The sequence below is a fragment of the Pseudomonas sp. GW822-FHT06B12 genome (genome assembly GCF_058799675.1).
Genome location: NZ_JBXALR010000018.1, coordinates 81,684 through 95,373, shown reverse-complemented (window position 1 = coordinate 95,373; position 13,690 = coordinate 81,684). Strand labels below are relative to the sequence as shown.

Sequence of the window (13,690 nt, the reverse complement as noted above, 5' to 3'; positions counted from 1 at the left end):
GCGAGCCTGCTCGCGATGAGGCCTGTAGCAACACCAAAAACCCAGGCCAGATTCAAATCGACACAAAAAAGAAACTGGCGATCAGCCCCATACCGACGAACCACACCAGCGAACGCAGGATCGCCCAATCCGCCAGGTAACAGATGATGTAAAGCAGACGGCTGGTGATGAACAGCACCGATAGCACGTTGATCGTCACCAGCTCGGCATTGCCGGCCAAATGCGCAACGATGACCGCAGCGGCAAATGCCGGGGTCACTTCAAAGCTGTTCAGTTGGGCCCAGTGGGCACGCCTGGCAAACCCGTCGAGGGACTCGAGAAAATCTCGTGGATCATGATTATCCCGAAGCCCGAACTTACCCCCGATCTTGGCGATGGAGGTGCAAACGTACGGCAGGAAAATCGCGATCAATACACACCACAGAGCAACAGTCATTGCAGATTCCTTTTTAGAGTTTTGTGAACGTTCGCTCAGAACTTCATCACGAGCATGCCGGCCAGTACCAGTCCACAGGCTAAGAGCCTGGGCCTGCCGAAAGGTTCTTTGAGGTAACGCATGCCGAACAGCACCACCAGAATCACGCTGATTTCGCGCAGCGCCGCCGCTTCGGCAATCGACCCCAACTGCATGGCCCAGAGCACCAAAGCGTAGCTGAACAACACGCAGAACCCGATGCTCAAACCCAGTCGCCACTGTTCACGCCAGAACAGCATAAAGGCCGGACGCTTGCGCACCAGCGCCAACAGCGGGAACGGCCAGGCACTGAACAGCGTGACCCAAACCAGATAATCGAGCGGGTGCGACCAGCGCCGTAATGCCTGCCCATCGATGAAGGTGTAGCAGCCGATGCACAAGCCGATCAGCACCACCACCGGCAACATCGACCACGGCAAACGCTCCCCGCCACCGCCCTGCCAGAGCAGGCACAGCATGCCGAACGGGATCAGCAAAATGCCAAGAATCTGCTGGGTCGTCAGCACTTCGCCGGCAAAGATCAGCGTCAGCGCCAACACCACCAATGGCGACAAACCGCGCATCAGCGGATAGACCAACCCGAGATCGCCGACCCGATAGGCCTGGATCAGCAGATAGCGATAGAGCAACTCGAAGGCCGCCGAAGCGAGAATCCACGGCCAGATGTCCATCGGTGGCAGCGCTACGAAACCCAGCATCAGCGCGACAAACAGCATCGCCACGCTGTCCATGCAGGCCACGACCAACAACCGTTCAGCACTGAATTTGATCAGGGTATTCCAGGCTGCGTGCAACAACGCCGCCACCAACACCAACGCGGTCGCAAGCACGACACACTCCTTATGTTGTCCCCACCTCCTCCGGAGCTGCCGCAGGCTGCGATCCTTTGATCTTGAAAATCAAAAGATCGCAGCCTGCGGCAACTCCTGCATTGACCGAGATTGACCGGGACAGAGAATTGATTCGCCATATGTCAGCAGCTGTTTATACTGCAACCGACCACGCCGCACTCAGTTGCGCACATACTTATTCCAATAAATTTCTGCTGCTACCCGATCCTCACGGAATCGGGAGTTCGCATGCGTATGCCTGATCAGAGCGTCAAGACTATCGACAGAGACCTTGCGCATGCCACTCGCCTTGCTTGCACTGGCTGTTGCCGCTTTCGGCATCGGCACCACTGAATTCGTCATCATGGGCTTGCTGCCCGATGTCGCCCGCGACCTCGCCGTGAGCATTCCCGAGGCCGGCCTGCTGATTACCGGCTATGCCCTGGGCGTGGTGTTCGGCGCCCCGATCCTCGCGGTCGGCACCGCCAACATGCCGCGCAAAGCCACACTGCTGGGCATGACGCTGATGTTCATCCTCGGCAACATCCTCTGCGCGCTGGCCCCGAACTACGCCACGTTGATGGCCGCGCGGGTGATTACTGCGTTGTGCCATGGCGCGTTCTTCGGCATCGGCTCGGTGGTCGCCGCAGGACTGGTGGCGCCGAACAAACGTGCCCAGGCAATTGCAATGATGTTCACCGGCCTGACCCTGGCCAACGTGCTCGGCGTACCACTGGGCACTGCGCTCGGGCAATACGCCGGCTGGCGTTCGACCTTCTGGGCGGTGTCGGTGATTGGTGTGATTGCGGCCATCGCCCAGTGGGTCTGGCTGCCGAAAGAAATCGCCATGGACAAGGCCAACCTGGCGAGCGAATTCAAGGTCCTGGGCAAACCCAATGTGCTGCTGGCGCTGGGCATGAGTGTGCTGGCGTCCACCAGCCTGTTTAGCGTTTTCACCTACATCGCACCGATCCTGCAGGACATCACCGGCGTCAGCCCGCACGGCGTGACCATCATGCTGCTGTTGTTCGGCGTGGGTTTGACCGCCGGCAGCATGCTCGGCGGGCGCCTGGCCGACAGCCGCCTGCTGCCGTCATTGGTGGGCATGGCCCTCGCGGTCATGCTGATACTGGCCGCGTTCAGCCAGACCAGCCACTCGGTGATCCCGGCAGCCATCACCCTTGTGCTGTGGGGGGTGTTCGCCTTTGCACTGTGCCCGATCCTGCAACTGTTGATCATCGATCAGGCCCATGAAGCGCCGAACCTGGGTTCGACGTTGAATCAGAGCGCGTTCAACCTGGGCAACGCCGCCGGCGCATGGATTGGCGGGCTGGTTGTCGCCAGTGGCGCGGACTTGGCGGACTTGCCGTGGACTGGCGCGTTGGTCAGTGGCTTGACCGTACTGACGGCGCTTTTTTACATCTACCTGCAACGCCGAAGTGCAGTGACGGCCAATGTTTCCAACTAAATAACGGGTTCACCGCCAACGGAAAGATTTTCAGCTATCGAGATCAAACCCGAGTCTCTCGTCCGAGTAGCATCGGTCATAGAATCCGTTACAGGATTGGGAGGCTTTTATGGGTATTTCCGGCCAGTCCAGATGCGACGATGACCTGATACGTTCAACGATATATTGAGAACCTCGGTCTGCCGCCAGCTCCGAAGAAATGATCTTGAATAAAGCGGTCAATCGCTCTGAGTGGGAGTAACCACCGCGCAGATAAATACCGATTTTGACGGACTCGGCAGACGGCAAGCCATCTTGCGCACCCAGAATGCGAACCGATGTCATATTCACGCTGTACTTCAGCATGAACGATATTCCGATACCTGCTGAAACCGCAGAACTAATGGCATTCAGGTTAACGCTGCTCAATACCACGCGCCAGGCGATGCCATGATCATCGAGTTTCTTGAGGGCCTGATCTTGCCAGGGACAACGACTGCCAAAAGCGATAATCGGTATTTCCTGCCCGATGGGCAGTTCAAATCCATTGGCCGCGACCCAAACCAGGTCCTCATCCCATAAAAACTTCGGGAGGGCATCGATAGAGTTGGGATCGGCAATGACGATTTCGAGTTTTGACTCGTTGAGCAGTTTGGACAGGGTTCTGCTGTCGTTGACAATGATTTCCAGCCGAACGCTTGGATGGGACTTGGTGAAGCGTTCCAGGACTTTGGGTAAAGCCCCAACCGCTATGTCCTCCAACATCCCGATGCGGATGGTTTCCACTTGGCTCATGGACTCCATCAAACGCTTAACTTCTTCGCTGAGACTCAGCATCTTGATGGCATAAGGCAAAAGCGCACTGCCCGCCGCCGTGGTCACAATGCCTTTTGATGATCGTTCCAGCAGCTTCACACCCATATCGTCTTCGAGCCGTTTGAGTTGCAGACTCAAAGCCGCCTGGGTCCGGTGGAGACTGACCGCCGCCTTACTGAAATTGCCCGCTTCTAGAATCGTCACAAACGTACGAAGAAGATCATTACTCACATCAAGCTTCATACTTCCGCCCCTGGATTGCATTGCTCCTGCTCGCAAGCATACACGAATCACGAGCCCGTCGGGCCGCCGGCCGAGCGCCCGGCGTGCGCCCCGACTCGCCTTATAAATATTGTTAATACTTTAATAAGAATTACTTGATCGAATTATCACTAGAGACGCGAGTATTGTTTATACCGCTTCAGCAAGAGCAAAGGACTGAAGGCCCGGTGCTGGACTGGACCGACTTACCGAGCACTGACCTGAATGCGCGCTCTACTGTGATTAGCTCACCTCTTGGCCCTTAGTAATCGCAGAGGGTTGATCGCATACTCTTATAGAGAGTATGCGCAACAGCGATTCCGAGGACCGGGTCGAGCAATAAATATATCAATGAAAATTCAAAACAGGGAAGACCATGAACATCGATTATCGCCAACGCCTTGAAGCTTTCGCACTGGAAGAAACTGAGAAAATGCTGAATTCGGTTCCCAAGGCGGCAGAGTTTCATCGAGGAGAGTGGATCGATCAGAATTATTACTTGCGCCATTTGGTCGAAACCATTCTGCGTATCCGTTTGAATAACGAAGTTGACGCGTACGGTCTCTACAAAATCGCCGACAAGGATAACAAACTTAGCGCATTGCTGGCCCAGTACCTGGCTGAAGAATATGGCCATGAAGGCATGTTTATGCGCGACGTACAAAAGTTTGGTCTGACCCTTCAGGATGTGAATGGTCTGAAGCCGACTTTTGCTACAGATAAACTAATTGGTTACATGTACCTGAGTATCGACCGAGACGGTCCGCTGCCGACCATGATCTGGAACTGGTTCGTCGAGTGGTACTCTGATCGTTATAACAAAACCATTACCGAAAATGCCGCCAAGCACTTCGGCAAAGACTATGTAAAAGGCTCATTCGGGCACATTCAATTCGATGAATCCCATGACCATGACGACCTGATGTGGGGCGCCGTCAGCCGTGCAATCGAAGGTTGGGGTTCTTATGAACTGGCTCAGCAGTACCTGAAGAACTTTATCTCGCTGATCGGCGATTACTTCCGGGAGCTGTACGACACCACCGTCACCGAACGCCACTGATAAACTCTCGGGAGAATCCGCTTGGCTATTGTCATAGTTGAGCCGTCTTCCTCTGGCCTTTCGCTGCTGAGTGCAGCGAAAAGCCTGGGTGAAACGGTATATGTTCTGTCCGCAAACAAAGATGATAGAAAACTGCCAGCGTCTTATGCGGACATGGCTGACAAAACCCTACCAGTCGAAACCAACGACCCGGCGAGTATCGTTGCGGCAGTCAATGCCATCAACGATAAAATCACCGCGGTGATTCCAGGGTTCGAGTACGTAGTGGATAGCGTATCCATTGCGAACGCGGCAATCGGTTTGCCTCACTTGGGCGCCCACGCCGCACTGCAAACCCGAAATAAATATGCCTGCCGCAAAACACTGGCGTTACACGATATTCGTGTTCCTCGCTTTTACAGCATCAACTCCGTTGACGACGCGCACAAAGCGGCCCTGCATGTGGGCTTCCCTTCAGTGCTCAAGCCGATCAATGGATGCGGCAGCCTGTTTGTGAAAAAGATCCATGACCTGCAGGAATTGCAGAAGGAACTCGCGTTCCTCTTGGGCAACCCATTCGTTGATATGGGCCTGAGTGTAGGAGCCGAGTGCCTGCTGGAAGAGTATGTCGAGGGCAACGAATTCAGTATTGAAGGTTATATCGGTGATGACGGACCCATCATCGTAGCCATCACCGAGAAAATTTTAGGTGCAGAACCTTATTTTGTCGAAATGGGACATGTGGTAGATGCCGCTATCACGTCGCAACAACGTCTGGATATAGAAAGCTATATTTGCTCCGTGGTGAAGGCAATCGATATGAATATTGGCGTCTTTCACGCCGAACTGCGATTGTCAGAAGCGGGCCCCGTGCTGATGGAAATTGCCGCACGATTGGGTGGCGATAAAATTCACAGGCTGGTTGAAATCACACACGACGTTTCTTTGCCGCAAGTCATGATTCGTTGCTACCAAGGGCAACCTCCAAAACATTATAAAAAGCCCAAGGCACGGGTAAGTTCGGTTGGCTTTTTTGCGTCTGACGCTCAACACTATTCCGGCATTGACCATTCAATAATTAACATAGTCCGCTCCTTCATGGGGTTCCAGGATTTTGAAGTCTATTATCAACCGGGCGCACTACTGCCCCCACTGACAGACTTCCGGGGTCGACTGGGTCATATCTTGCTGAGTGCCCCGACGCGAGAAGAGCTAGACGCAAACATGAGTGAAGCGCTAAGCCTGATAGCCCAGGCTATCCATTGATCACCAGCCAATAGCCTCGCCTAATATAAATACCCAGAGTAAAATCATGAACATAGTAATTATCAACAGATGGAACGACCAGTTTTCTTGCTACAGCAACTATATTGATCACTCTGTTCATAACATTGTCTATATCAGCACTCGTGACAACCTGGTGAACCTTGAAACTTCGGCGGCAAAAAAAATCGTACTGGTTAATGACATTACCGATTTCGCAGGCCTGGTCGAAGCCGTCCATGATTCCGTCAGCACCTTGGGCACCATCGATCGACTGATTGCATTGTCAGAGTTTGATCTGATCAGCGCTGCCAAATTGCGGGAACACTTCAAGATCCAAGGCAACTTCCCGGAACAAGTCGCCAAATTTCGCGATAAAGTCGTCATGAAGCAGACCATTCTCGCGGCGGGGCTGAAAGCCCCGGTTTATAACGAACTGAACGCTTACGAAGATGCCCTTGCCTTCGCTCGACAGTACGGTTTCCCCCTCATTATCAAACCGCGCAATGGGGCCGCGAGTATCGGCGTCATGAAAATTGACTCCCTCCAGGCGCTGGAAGAGGCTCGCGCGTCGATCAGCCTGGAAGACTCCCAGATTGAGCAATACCTAGAGGGCGTCATTTACCATGTCGACGGCATCGCCGACAATGCGGGCGTGGCTTTCTCCAAAGTGTCTCAATACGTCAATACGTGCTTCGAGTTTTCTCAAGGCAAGGCGCTGGGTTCATACGTCTTGCCTGACAATTTGTTTTCCCGGCAAATAGAGCAATTCACTGAAGATTGTTTGTCCGCGCTGGGCATATTCAACAGTGCCTTCCATCTTGAAATCATCTGCAATGAAGGCGAGCTTTATTTTCTTGAAGTAGGTGCCCGGGCGGGTGGCGGTGAAATCCCCTTCACCATGGCCGAAGTCTACAAGATCGACCTTTACCAAGAGTGGATCGGCCTGCTGCTCAATAGTGGCCGTTCAAGCCTGCGAGACAGAGAAAGTGAACATTACAGTTCCGGATTCGTTTTGTTCCCTGAGCCCGTGGGAAAGAAACTCATTAAAGTGGACCGCGAACTGAAATCCCCAACTGTCTATGCCGCGATCTTTCCTGACGAAGGGCACTTTTTTGACGGCCAGGGTGGCTATGACACCATTCTGGCTCGATTCAGGTTCCGGGCGCAGAGTGCCGAACTCGTTGAAGAGGCCGTGAGGGCCACCATTGATAACTTTACTTACGAAGTGGCCTAGACCGCGATCAGGCAAGCAACAACGGTAGCAACTACCGGTCGCAGGTGCCCTGTGCAGATAACGCTCTGCACAGCGCGCCCGCGCGGTGTAAGTTAATATTTACTCATATGGAAAGTTTAGGGCAGGGAAGAGTAAATTGCACAGCCATGCGTTCCGACTTCCCGCTTTATTTAAAATCTGGCGTTTATAAAAACAAAACAAGGAAGGCGTTCTTTTTCAACACTTCATACGCCCTGTTCTCTTTTTCAGCAGTTTTTCCAGCTTGAAATACTTGCTGACTCACCGCCTCTTTCGGGGTGCCAATGTGAGCGAGGTCATGACGTTGGTGGTTTCGCATATTATTTTGGCGTCTATCGGAACCTACTTCGTCAGGGCAAAATTTTATTTAATTTACTGGTTGTTGCCATACGTGACTGTTTTCCAGGCCATTACCTGGTTCATAGAGTTGGCAGAGCACTTCCCCATTGTTGCCGATGCGAAATCCAATCTTTATGCCACCCGTAATCGATTCAGCCACCCGGTTGAACACTTTTTGACCGGGATGCACGGCGAAAACTTTCACTTGATTCATCATCTGTTTCCAAGCGTTCCATTCTGGAAGCTGAAACGTGCACATCGAATACTGCTACAGGACACGGAATACGCCAGCATAAACTCCACGTTTGGCGGTATATTCTCGTCATCAAATTACGCACACTCGATGTGGTCTACACTGCTGCGAAAGCCGAATTACGAATTTATAGAGGATGTAACAATATGAACCCCAAACTCAGAACTCCTTTGTATGGTACGCTCTTTGCCTTAAGTGCCGCCGCACTAAACGCCACGATAGGCACTTTTAGTAAAGTGCTGATGTACCACGGGCTGTCGCCGAGCACCATCGCATTTTGCAAAACCCTGATCGGGGCGCTGATTCTAATTGTACTTATGCCCTTGCTTAACAAGAAATCGACAGGCTCGAAGTGGTATCAAGTTGCAATCTGTGCGTTCTTCGGAATATTCGTCATGTATATGTTTGAAACCAAGGCTTATGGTTTCGACTCAGCCGCTAACGTGGTCGTCGCATTGATGGCATCCGCCTGCATTACCACCATTGTCCTGGGCAGGATTTTTCTGGGCGAAGAAATTCGTGTCGCCACCGTTATCGGGGCTCTGCTCGCCATCTCGGGGTTGTCGGTTATTTTGGGTACCAAGTTCAGTTTGGGATTCAACGCCACCGGTACACTCTTGGGGATCGGCGCCGGTGCGGGCTATGGTTTGTTCTCTATCATCATGAAGAAAACCGGACTGGAGGGCGGGTTGATTCTGACTCGGCAAATGCTGATCTACGGCAGCGTCTTCTTATTCATTCCCGTTGCCATCGAACAGCCTGTTTCCCTTGACTTGAGCTACACCGTGATCGGTTGCTTACTGGGGCTCGCGGTTCTTCCGACGATCCTGGGGTTTTATTGCACGACCAAAGCCATTCAGTACCTGACGCCCTCCAAAGTTCAGATTATCGAGTTGAGTGAGCCCATTTTCGCAGCGCTGATGGCACTGGTCTTTTTACGTGAACTGCCAGGTCTTTCCACTTGCCTTGGCGGCGCCATCATCATTACGGGCATATCGATTGCCAACGGTTTGCTCCGCCTCCCGGTACGCGACCGGTCCAGAGTTCCCGTTGTTTAGTTGAGGCTGACAACCGTTAACGTCCCGGATGCAACCTGCGCCGATCCGACGACGATGTGGGTGAAATCCCCCAGCGCCATCAGGTAAGTGATCAGGATGATGATCCACATCTTGGCGCTTTCCATAGACGGAATCATCCAGACTATGGTGGCGATCATCCAGCCGGAAATGATGCCTTTGGCAAACATCTGGCTCGTGCTGTTTTCCATGATCTTGCGGCCGATGTCGAGGAAAGCCAGGTCGGTCTTGGTGTCGAAAATCGGCAGGCGCAGCAGCCGACCGAAATTGTTCAACGTGGGTTTGGTCATGACCGGCAGCACGGCCGTCAGGGTGTTTTCGGTGGACAGTTGCTGGCGCGCCAGGATGACCGCGAGGAAACCGGCTCTGTAGGAGCGAGGCTTGCCCGCGAAGGGTTCACCTCGGTTTTTGGGGTGACACGAATGACGCCTTCGCGAGCAAGCTTCGCTCCTACAGGGCTCGCGTTATTCGCTGGCGACGTCATCCTTGAACTGGTCTTTGACGTACAGGATTTCGGTCCGGCCGTGGGGTGCCGGCAAGCCGTCTTCACCGAGGTTGACGAAGACCATCTTCTCGACCGTGAGGATGCTTTTACGGGTGATCTTGTTGCGCACCTCACAAGTCAGGGTGATCGAGGTGCGACCGAACTCGGTAGCGGTGATGCCCAGCTCGATGATGTCGCCCTGGCGCGAGGCGCTGACGAAGTTGATTTCGGAAATGTACTTGGTGACCACGCGCTGGTTGCCCAGCTGGACGATCGCATAGATCGCCGCTTCTTCGTCGATCCAGCGCAGCAGGCTGCCACCGAACAGCGTGCCGTTGGGGTTGAGGTCTTCGGGTTTTACCCATTTGCGGGTGTGGAAATTCATGTTTACTCCAGAGAAGCAGTTTTGAGCGGGCAAGCGGCAAGCTGCAAGTAAAAGCCGATCGGCTCGTTCTTGTAGCTTGCCGCTTGCAACTTGTCGCTGCAACTCGCAACTTGTCGCTTGTGGCTTGCAACTTGCCGCTCAAAGAAAGCTATAATCGCCCCCGTTTCAAAACGGTCATCTTCGATGGGTACCGTTTTCCCGCCACCTGTCCGAGGGGCGCTGCAGCAGGTTCGACCTGTCAGGCTCGGATGGGGCGTTGCCTGGCCATGATCGGCCGGACACTAAACGCACAACGGCGCCCATTCGCATACTTACGAATGGAGGCTCTTCATGAGCGCTGTAAACACGCCTGCAGGTTTTAACGACTACAAAGTTGCCGACATGTCCCTGGCTGCCTGGGGCCGTCGCGAAACCATCATCGCCGAATCGGAAATGCCGGCCCTGATGGGTCTGCGTCGCAAGTACTCCGCTGAGCAACCGCTCAAGGGCGCGAAGATCCTCGGCTGCATCCACATGACCATTCAGACTGCCGTGCTGATCGAAACCCTGGTTGCCCTGGGTGCCGAAGTACGCTGGTCGTCCTGCAACATTTTCTCGACTCAGGACCAGGCCGCTGCCGCTATCGCCGCTGCCGGTATCCCGGTTTTCGCCTGGAAAGGCGAAACCGAAGAAGAGTACGAGTGGTGCCTTGAGCAAACCATCCTCAAGGATGGCGCGCCTTGGGATGCCAACATGATCCTCGACGACGGCGGCGACCTGACCGAGCTGCTGCACAAGAAATACCCGGCGATCCTCGACCGCGTCCACGGTGTGACCGAAGAAACCACCACTGGCGTACACCGCCTGCTGGACATGCTGGCCAAGGGCGAGCTGAAAATCCCGGCCATCAACGTCAACGACTCGGTAACCAAGAGCAAGAACGACAACAAGTACGGCTGCCGTCACAGCCTGAACGACGCGATCAAGCGCGGTACCGACCACCTGCTGTCCGGCAAGCAAGCGCTGGTCATCGGTTACGGTGACGTGGGCAAGGGTTCGGCCCAGTCCCTGCGTCAGGAAGGCATGATCGTTAAAGTCTCCGAAGTTGACCCGATCTGCGCCATGCAAGCCTGCATGGACGGCTTTGAACTGGTTTCGCCGTTCATCGACGGTATCAACAACGGCACTGAAGCAAGCATCGACAAGGCCCTGCTGGGCAAGATCGACCTGATCGTGACTACAACCGGTAACGTCAATGTTTGCGATGCAAACATGCTCAAAGCCCTGAAGAAGCGTGCCGTGGTCTGCAACATCGGTCACTTCGACAACGAAATCGACACTGCTTTCATGCGCAAGAACTGGGCATGGGAAGAAGTGAAGCCACAGGTTCACAAGGTTCACCGTACCGGCCCTGGCGATTTCGACGCACAGAACGACGACTACCTGATCCTGCTGGCCGAAGGTCGTCTGGTTAACCTGGGCAACGCCACTGGCCACCCAAGCCGTATCATGGACGGTTCGTTCGCCAACCAGGTTCTGGCGCAGATCTTCCTGTTCGGCCAGAAGTACGCCGACCTGTCGCCAGCCCAGAAAGCCGAGCGTTTGACGGTTGAAGTACTGCCGAAGAAACTCGACGAAGAAGTGGCCCTGGAAATGGTTCGCGGTTTCGGTGGCGTGGTCACTCAACTGACCAAGCAACAGGCTGAATACATCGGCGTGACCGTCGAAGGCCCGTTCAAGCCGCACGCTTACCGCTACTGATCAGCGCTGACTGACCGCTCCCCGTAGGAGCTGCCGCAGGCTGCGATCTTTTGATCCTTGAAAGATCGCAGCCTGTGGCAGCTCCTACGGGGGGGCCAGCGTCCGGCTTACGAGTTCTAAAGGGTATTCCAATGTCCCAAGACCGCCGCTACAGCTTCGAGTTCTTCCCGACCAAGACCGACGCTGGGCATGAAAAACTCATCGCCACTGCCCGTCAGCTGGCCACGTACAACCCCGATTTCTTCTCCTGCACCTATGGCGCTGGTGGTTCGACCCGTGATCGCACCCTCAACACCGTGTTGCAGCTCGAAAGCGAAGTCAAAGTCCCTGCCGCACCGCATCTGTCGTGCGTTGGCGACAGCAAGGACGACTTGCGCGGCCTGCTGACTCAATACAAGGCAGCCGGCATCAAGCGGATCGTTGCTTTGCGTGGTGACCTGCCTTCGGGCATGGGCATGGCCAGTGGCGAACTGCGTCACGCCAATGACCTGGTGAGCTTCATACGTGAAGAGACTGGCGACCACTTCCATATCGAAGTCGCCGCTTACCCGGAAATGCACCCGCAAGCGCGCAACTTCGAAGACGATCTCACCAACTTCGTGCGCAAGGCCAACGCCGGTGCCAACAGTGCGATCACCCAGTACTTCTTCAACGCCGACAGCTACTTCTACTTCGTCGAGCGTGTACGGGCGATGGGCGTGGATATCCCGATTGTTCCGGGCATCATGCCGATCACCAACTACAGCAAGCTGGCACGCTTTTCCGACGCCTGCGGTGCGGAAATCCCGCGCTGGATTCGCAAGCAGCTGGAAGCCTACGGCGACGACACCCAGAGCATTCAGGGTTTCGGCGAGCAAGTGATCACGCAAATGTGTGAACGCTTGTTGCAAGGCGGTGCACCAGGGCTGCATTTCTATACCCTGAACCAGGCTGAACCTAGCCTGGCGGTATGGAGCAACCTGAAACTGCCGCGTTAAACGTCGTACGGGCAAGATCAAAAGATCGCAGCCTGCGGCAGCTCCTACACGGATAGTCCATAGGAGCTGCCGCAGGCTGCGATCTTTCCATTCTTGGGTCACACTCCCAAATCCCTTGTGCTAGAGCACCCACTTCCAACACCCGCTTCTGGCTATTGCCCAAATCTCGTCGTAATCTCCAGCGATGCCCGTCATTGCCCAATTGCTGACAGCCGTGCTTTTTGCTTGCCTGAGCTTTGCCGCTCGGGGCGAGAAGCTGCGCATTGTCACCGAGCCCTGGGCGCCTTACGTGTACGAGGAAAACGGCCAGGCCCTTGGACTGGATTACGAAACCACGGCGATCGTCTTCCAGCGTCTGGGGATTGAGGTGCAGTGGCAGTTCCTGCCCTGGAAACGCTGCCTGGCCATGCTTGATCAAGGGTTGGCCGACGGCGCGCTGGATATCTTCCACAGCAACGAACGCGACGCCACCCTGCTCTATCCCGGCGAACCGCTGTCGGAAGTCGAGTTCGTGATGTTCTATGCCAATGAGCGCCCTCATCCCTTCCGCACCCTTGAAGACCTGCGCGGCCTGACCATCGGCACCTCGCCCGGCTACCTGTACAGTCAGGACTTCAGGGACTCGACCCTGTTCACCCGTGAGCCTGCGCCGACCCATGAAGCCAACTTCGGCAAGCTTGCACGTGGGCGCATCGACCTGCTGATTACCGACCGCCGGGTGGGCCAAACCCTGCTCGACACCTTGAATTTGCGCGATCAGATCAGCGAAAGCCCCACGGTCATCAGCCATCAGAGCCAGTATCTGGCGGTGCGTCGCAATGCCGGCATGGACCTGCTGGTGCAGCGTTTCGGCGCCGAGCTAAAGCGTTTCAAACGCGAACCGGCCTACGCTGAACTCAGTGCGCGTTATGGCGCCGGCCCGGTACCTGATGCACCACAGATCACCCCGCAAGCCAGCAACGGGAAAACCGTTGAGCAGCAGGAAAGCAGCGCTCCGTGATTGCTCTGTTATACTCCGGCCTTCCCGCCAGGCTTACGCCCGGACGCTCG

At 54.9% G+C, this 13,690-nt stretch carries 13 protein-coding genes, 1 pseudogene and 1 riboswitch; of the genes and pseudogenes, 9 read left to right on the top strand and 5 right to left on the bottom strand.

The genetic code is table 11. The annotated features are described in order from the left end of the window. Positions 1–52: 52 nt before the first annotated feature. Both AC1RKH_RS27280 and AC1RKH_RS27275 read right to left on the bottom strand, forming a co-directional pair. A complete protein-coding gene (locus tag AC1RKH_RS27280) occupies positions 53–436 on the bottom strand; it encodes an MAPEG family protein (protein WP_123426462.1) in 384 nt (127 codons plus the stop codon). A 35-nt stretch (positions 437–471) separates the two neighbouring features. Beyond that, on the bottom strand, positions 472–1,305 hold the full coding sequence (locus tag AC1RKH_RS27275) for an EamA family transporter (protein WP_493064344.1): 834 nt from the start codon (positions 1,303–1,305) through the stop codon (positions 472–474). A 298-nt stretch (positions 1,306–1,603) separates the two neighbouring features. Here AC1RKH_RS27275 and AC1RKH_RS27270 point away from each other — a divergent pair, with 298 nt between their 5' ends. After that, entirely contained in the window at positions 1,604–2,773 is a 1,170-nt protein-coding gene (locus AC1RKH_RS27270; protein ID WP_493064345.1) for an MFS transporter, read from the top strand. Between the two features lie 30 nt (positions 2,774–2,803). Here AC1RKH_RS27270 and AC1RKH_RS27265 read toward each other — a convergent pair whose 3' ends face one another. Further along, a complete protein-coding gene (locus AC1RKH_RS27265) occupies positions 2,804–3,811 on the bottom strand; it encodes a LysR family transcriptional regulator (RefSeq protein WP_493064346.1) in 1,008 nt (335 codons plus the stop codon). 394 nt (positions 3,812–4,205) lie between these two features. Between AC1RKH_RS27265 and AC1RKH_RS27260 the strand changes: the two genes are divergently transcribed. The 5 genes from AC1RKH_RS27260 to AC1RKH_RS27240 all read left to right on the top strand — a co-directional run bounded on the left by AC1RKH_RS27260 (position 4,206) and on the right by AC1RKH_RS27240 (position 9,036). Beyond that, positions 4,206–4,889 (top strand): hypothetical protein, encoded by a 684-nt coding sequence (locus tag AC1RKH_RS27260; RefSeq protein ID WP_493064347.1) that lies wholly within the window; start codon positions 4,206–4,208, stop codon positions 4,887–4,889. 21 nt (positions 4,890–4,910) lie between these two features. Then, on the top strand, positions 4,911–6,134 hold the full coding sequence (locus AC1RKH_RS27255) for an ATP-grasp domain-containing protein (RefSeq protein WP_493064348.1): 1,224 nt from the start codon (positions 4,911–4,913) through the stop codon (positions 6,132–6,134). Positions 6,135–6,180: 46 nt separating this feature from the next. Next, positions 6,181–7,368 (top strand): ATP-grasp domain-containing protein, encoded by a 1,188-nt coding sequence (locus AC1RKH_RS27250; protein ID WP_493064349.1) that lies wholly within the window; start codon positions 6,181–6,183, stop codon positions 7,366–7,368. A gap of 316 nt (positions 7,369–7,684) precedes the next feature. Continuing rightward, positions 7,685–8,128: a fatty acid desaturase gene (locus AC1RKH_RS27245; RefSeq protein ID WP_493064350.1), complete on the top strand. Its 444-nt coding sequence runs from the start codon at positions 7,685–7,687 to the stop codon at positions 8,126–8,128. After that, positions 8,125–9,036, top strand: a complete 912-nt coding sequence (locus AC1RKH_RS27240; protein ID WP_493064351.1) for a DMT family transporter — start codon at positions 8,125–8,127, stop codon at positions 9,034–9,036. The genes AC1RKH_RS27245 and AC1RKH_RS27240 overlap by 4 nt, the downstream gene beginning before the upstream one ends. Before the next feature lie 29 nt (positions 9,037–9,065). On the opposite strand, the pseudogene AC1RKH_RS27235 reads toward AC1RKH_RS27240, so the two are convergent. Both AC1RKH_RS27235 and AC1RKH_RS27230 read right to left on the bottom strand, forming a co-directional pair. After that, positions 9,066–9,425: pseudogene (locus AC1RKH_RS27235) on the bottom strand (formate/nitrite transporter family protein); the annotation flags it as partial. A 93-nt stretch (positions 9,426–9,518) separates the two neighbouring features. Next, positions 9,519–9,923, bottom strand: coding sequence for an acyl-CoA thioesterase (locus AC1RKH_RS27230; protein ID WP_493064352.1), 405 nt, complete (start codon positions 9,921–9,923; stop codon positions 9,519–9,521). A gap of 205 nt (positions 9,924–10,128) precedes the next feature. Next, positions 10,129–10,231: riboswitch (S-adenosyl-L-homocysteine riboswitch) on the top strand. Between the two features lie 22 nt (positions 10,232–10,253). Between AC1RKH_RS27230 and ahcY the strand changes: the two genes are divergently transcribed. From ahcY to AC1RKH_RS27215, 3 genes are all read left to right on the top strand, one after another. Then, positions 10,254–11,663: an adenosylhomocysteinase gene (gene ahcY / locus AC1RKH_RS27225; protein WP_123426458.1), complete on the top strand. Its 1,410-nt coding sequence runs from the start codon at positions 10,254–10,256 to the stop codon at positions 11,661–11,663. Positions 11,664–11,794: 131 nt separating this feature from the next. Next, positions 11,795–12,640, top strand: a complete 846-nt coding sequence (metF, locus tag AC1RKH_RS27220) for a methylenetetrahydrofolate reductase [NAD(P)H] (RefSeq protein ID WP_493064353.1) — start codon at positions 11,795–11,797, stop codon at positions 12,638–12,640. 184 nt (positions 12,641–12,824) lie between these two features. Beyond that, positions 12,825–13,640: a substrate-binding periplasmic protein gene (locus AC1RKH_RS27215; protein WP_493064354.1), complete on the top strand. Its 816-nt coding sequence runs from the start codon at positions 12,825–12,827 to the stop codon at positions 13,638–13,640. Positions 13,641–13,690: the final 50 nt, after the last annotated feature.

Excerpts from the sequence above, each read along its gene's own strand:
- AC1RKH_RS27245 (WP_493064350.1), top strand. The coding sequence starts at position 7,685 with ATGACGTTGGTGGTTTCGCATATTATTTTGGCGTCTATCGGAACCTAC.
- AC1RKH_RS27265 (WP_493064346.1), bottom strand. The coding sequence starts at position 3,811 with ATGAAGCTTGATGTGAGTAATGATCTTCTTCGTACGTTTGTGACGATT.
- metF (WP_493064353.1), top strand. The coding sequence starts at position 11,795 with ATGTCCCAAGACCGCCGCTACAGCTTCGAGTTCTTCCCGACCAAGACC.
- AC1RKH_RS27260 (WP_493064347.1), top strand. The coding sequence starts at position 4,206 with ATGAACATCGATTATCGCCAACGCCTTGAAGCTTTCGCACTGGAAGAA.
- AC1RKH_RS27230 (WP_493064352.1), bottom strand. The coding sequence starts at position 9,923 with ATGAATTTCCACACCCGCAAATGGGTAAAACCCGAAGACCTCAACCCC.
- ahcY (WP_123426458.1), top strand. The coding sequence starts at position 10,254 with ATGAGCGCTGTAAACACGCCTGCAGGTTTTAACGACTACAAAGTTGCC.
- AC1RKH_RS27240 (WP_493064351.1), top strand. The coding sequence starts at position 8,125 with ATGAACCCCAAACTCAGAACTCCTTTGTATGGTACGCTCTTTGCCTTA.
- AC1RKH_RS27270 (WP_493064345.1), top strand. The coding sequence starts at position 1,604 with ATGCCACTCGCCTTGCTTGCACTGGCTGTTGCCGCTTTCGGCATCGGC.
- AC1RKH_RS27280 (WP_123426462.1), bottom strand. The coding sequence starts at position 436 with ATGACTGTTGCTCTGTGGTGTGTATTGATCGCGATTTTCCTGCCGTAC.
- AC1RKH_RS27215 (WP_493064354.1), top strand. The coding sequence starts at position 12,825 with ATGCCCGTCATTGCCCAATTGCTGACAGCCGTGCTTTTTGCTTGCCTG.
- AC1RKH_RS27250 (WP_493064349.1), top strand. The coding sequence starts at position 6,181 with ATGAACATAGTAATTATCAACAGATGGAACGACCAGTTTTCTTGCTAC.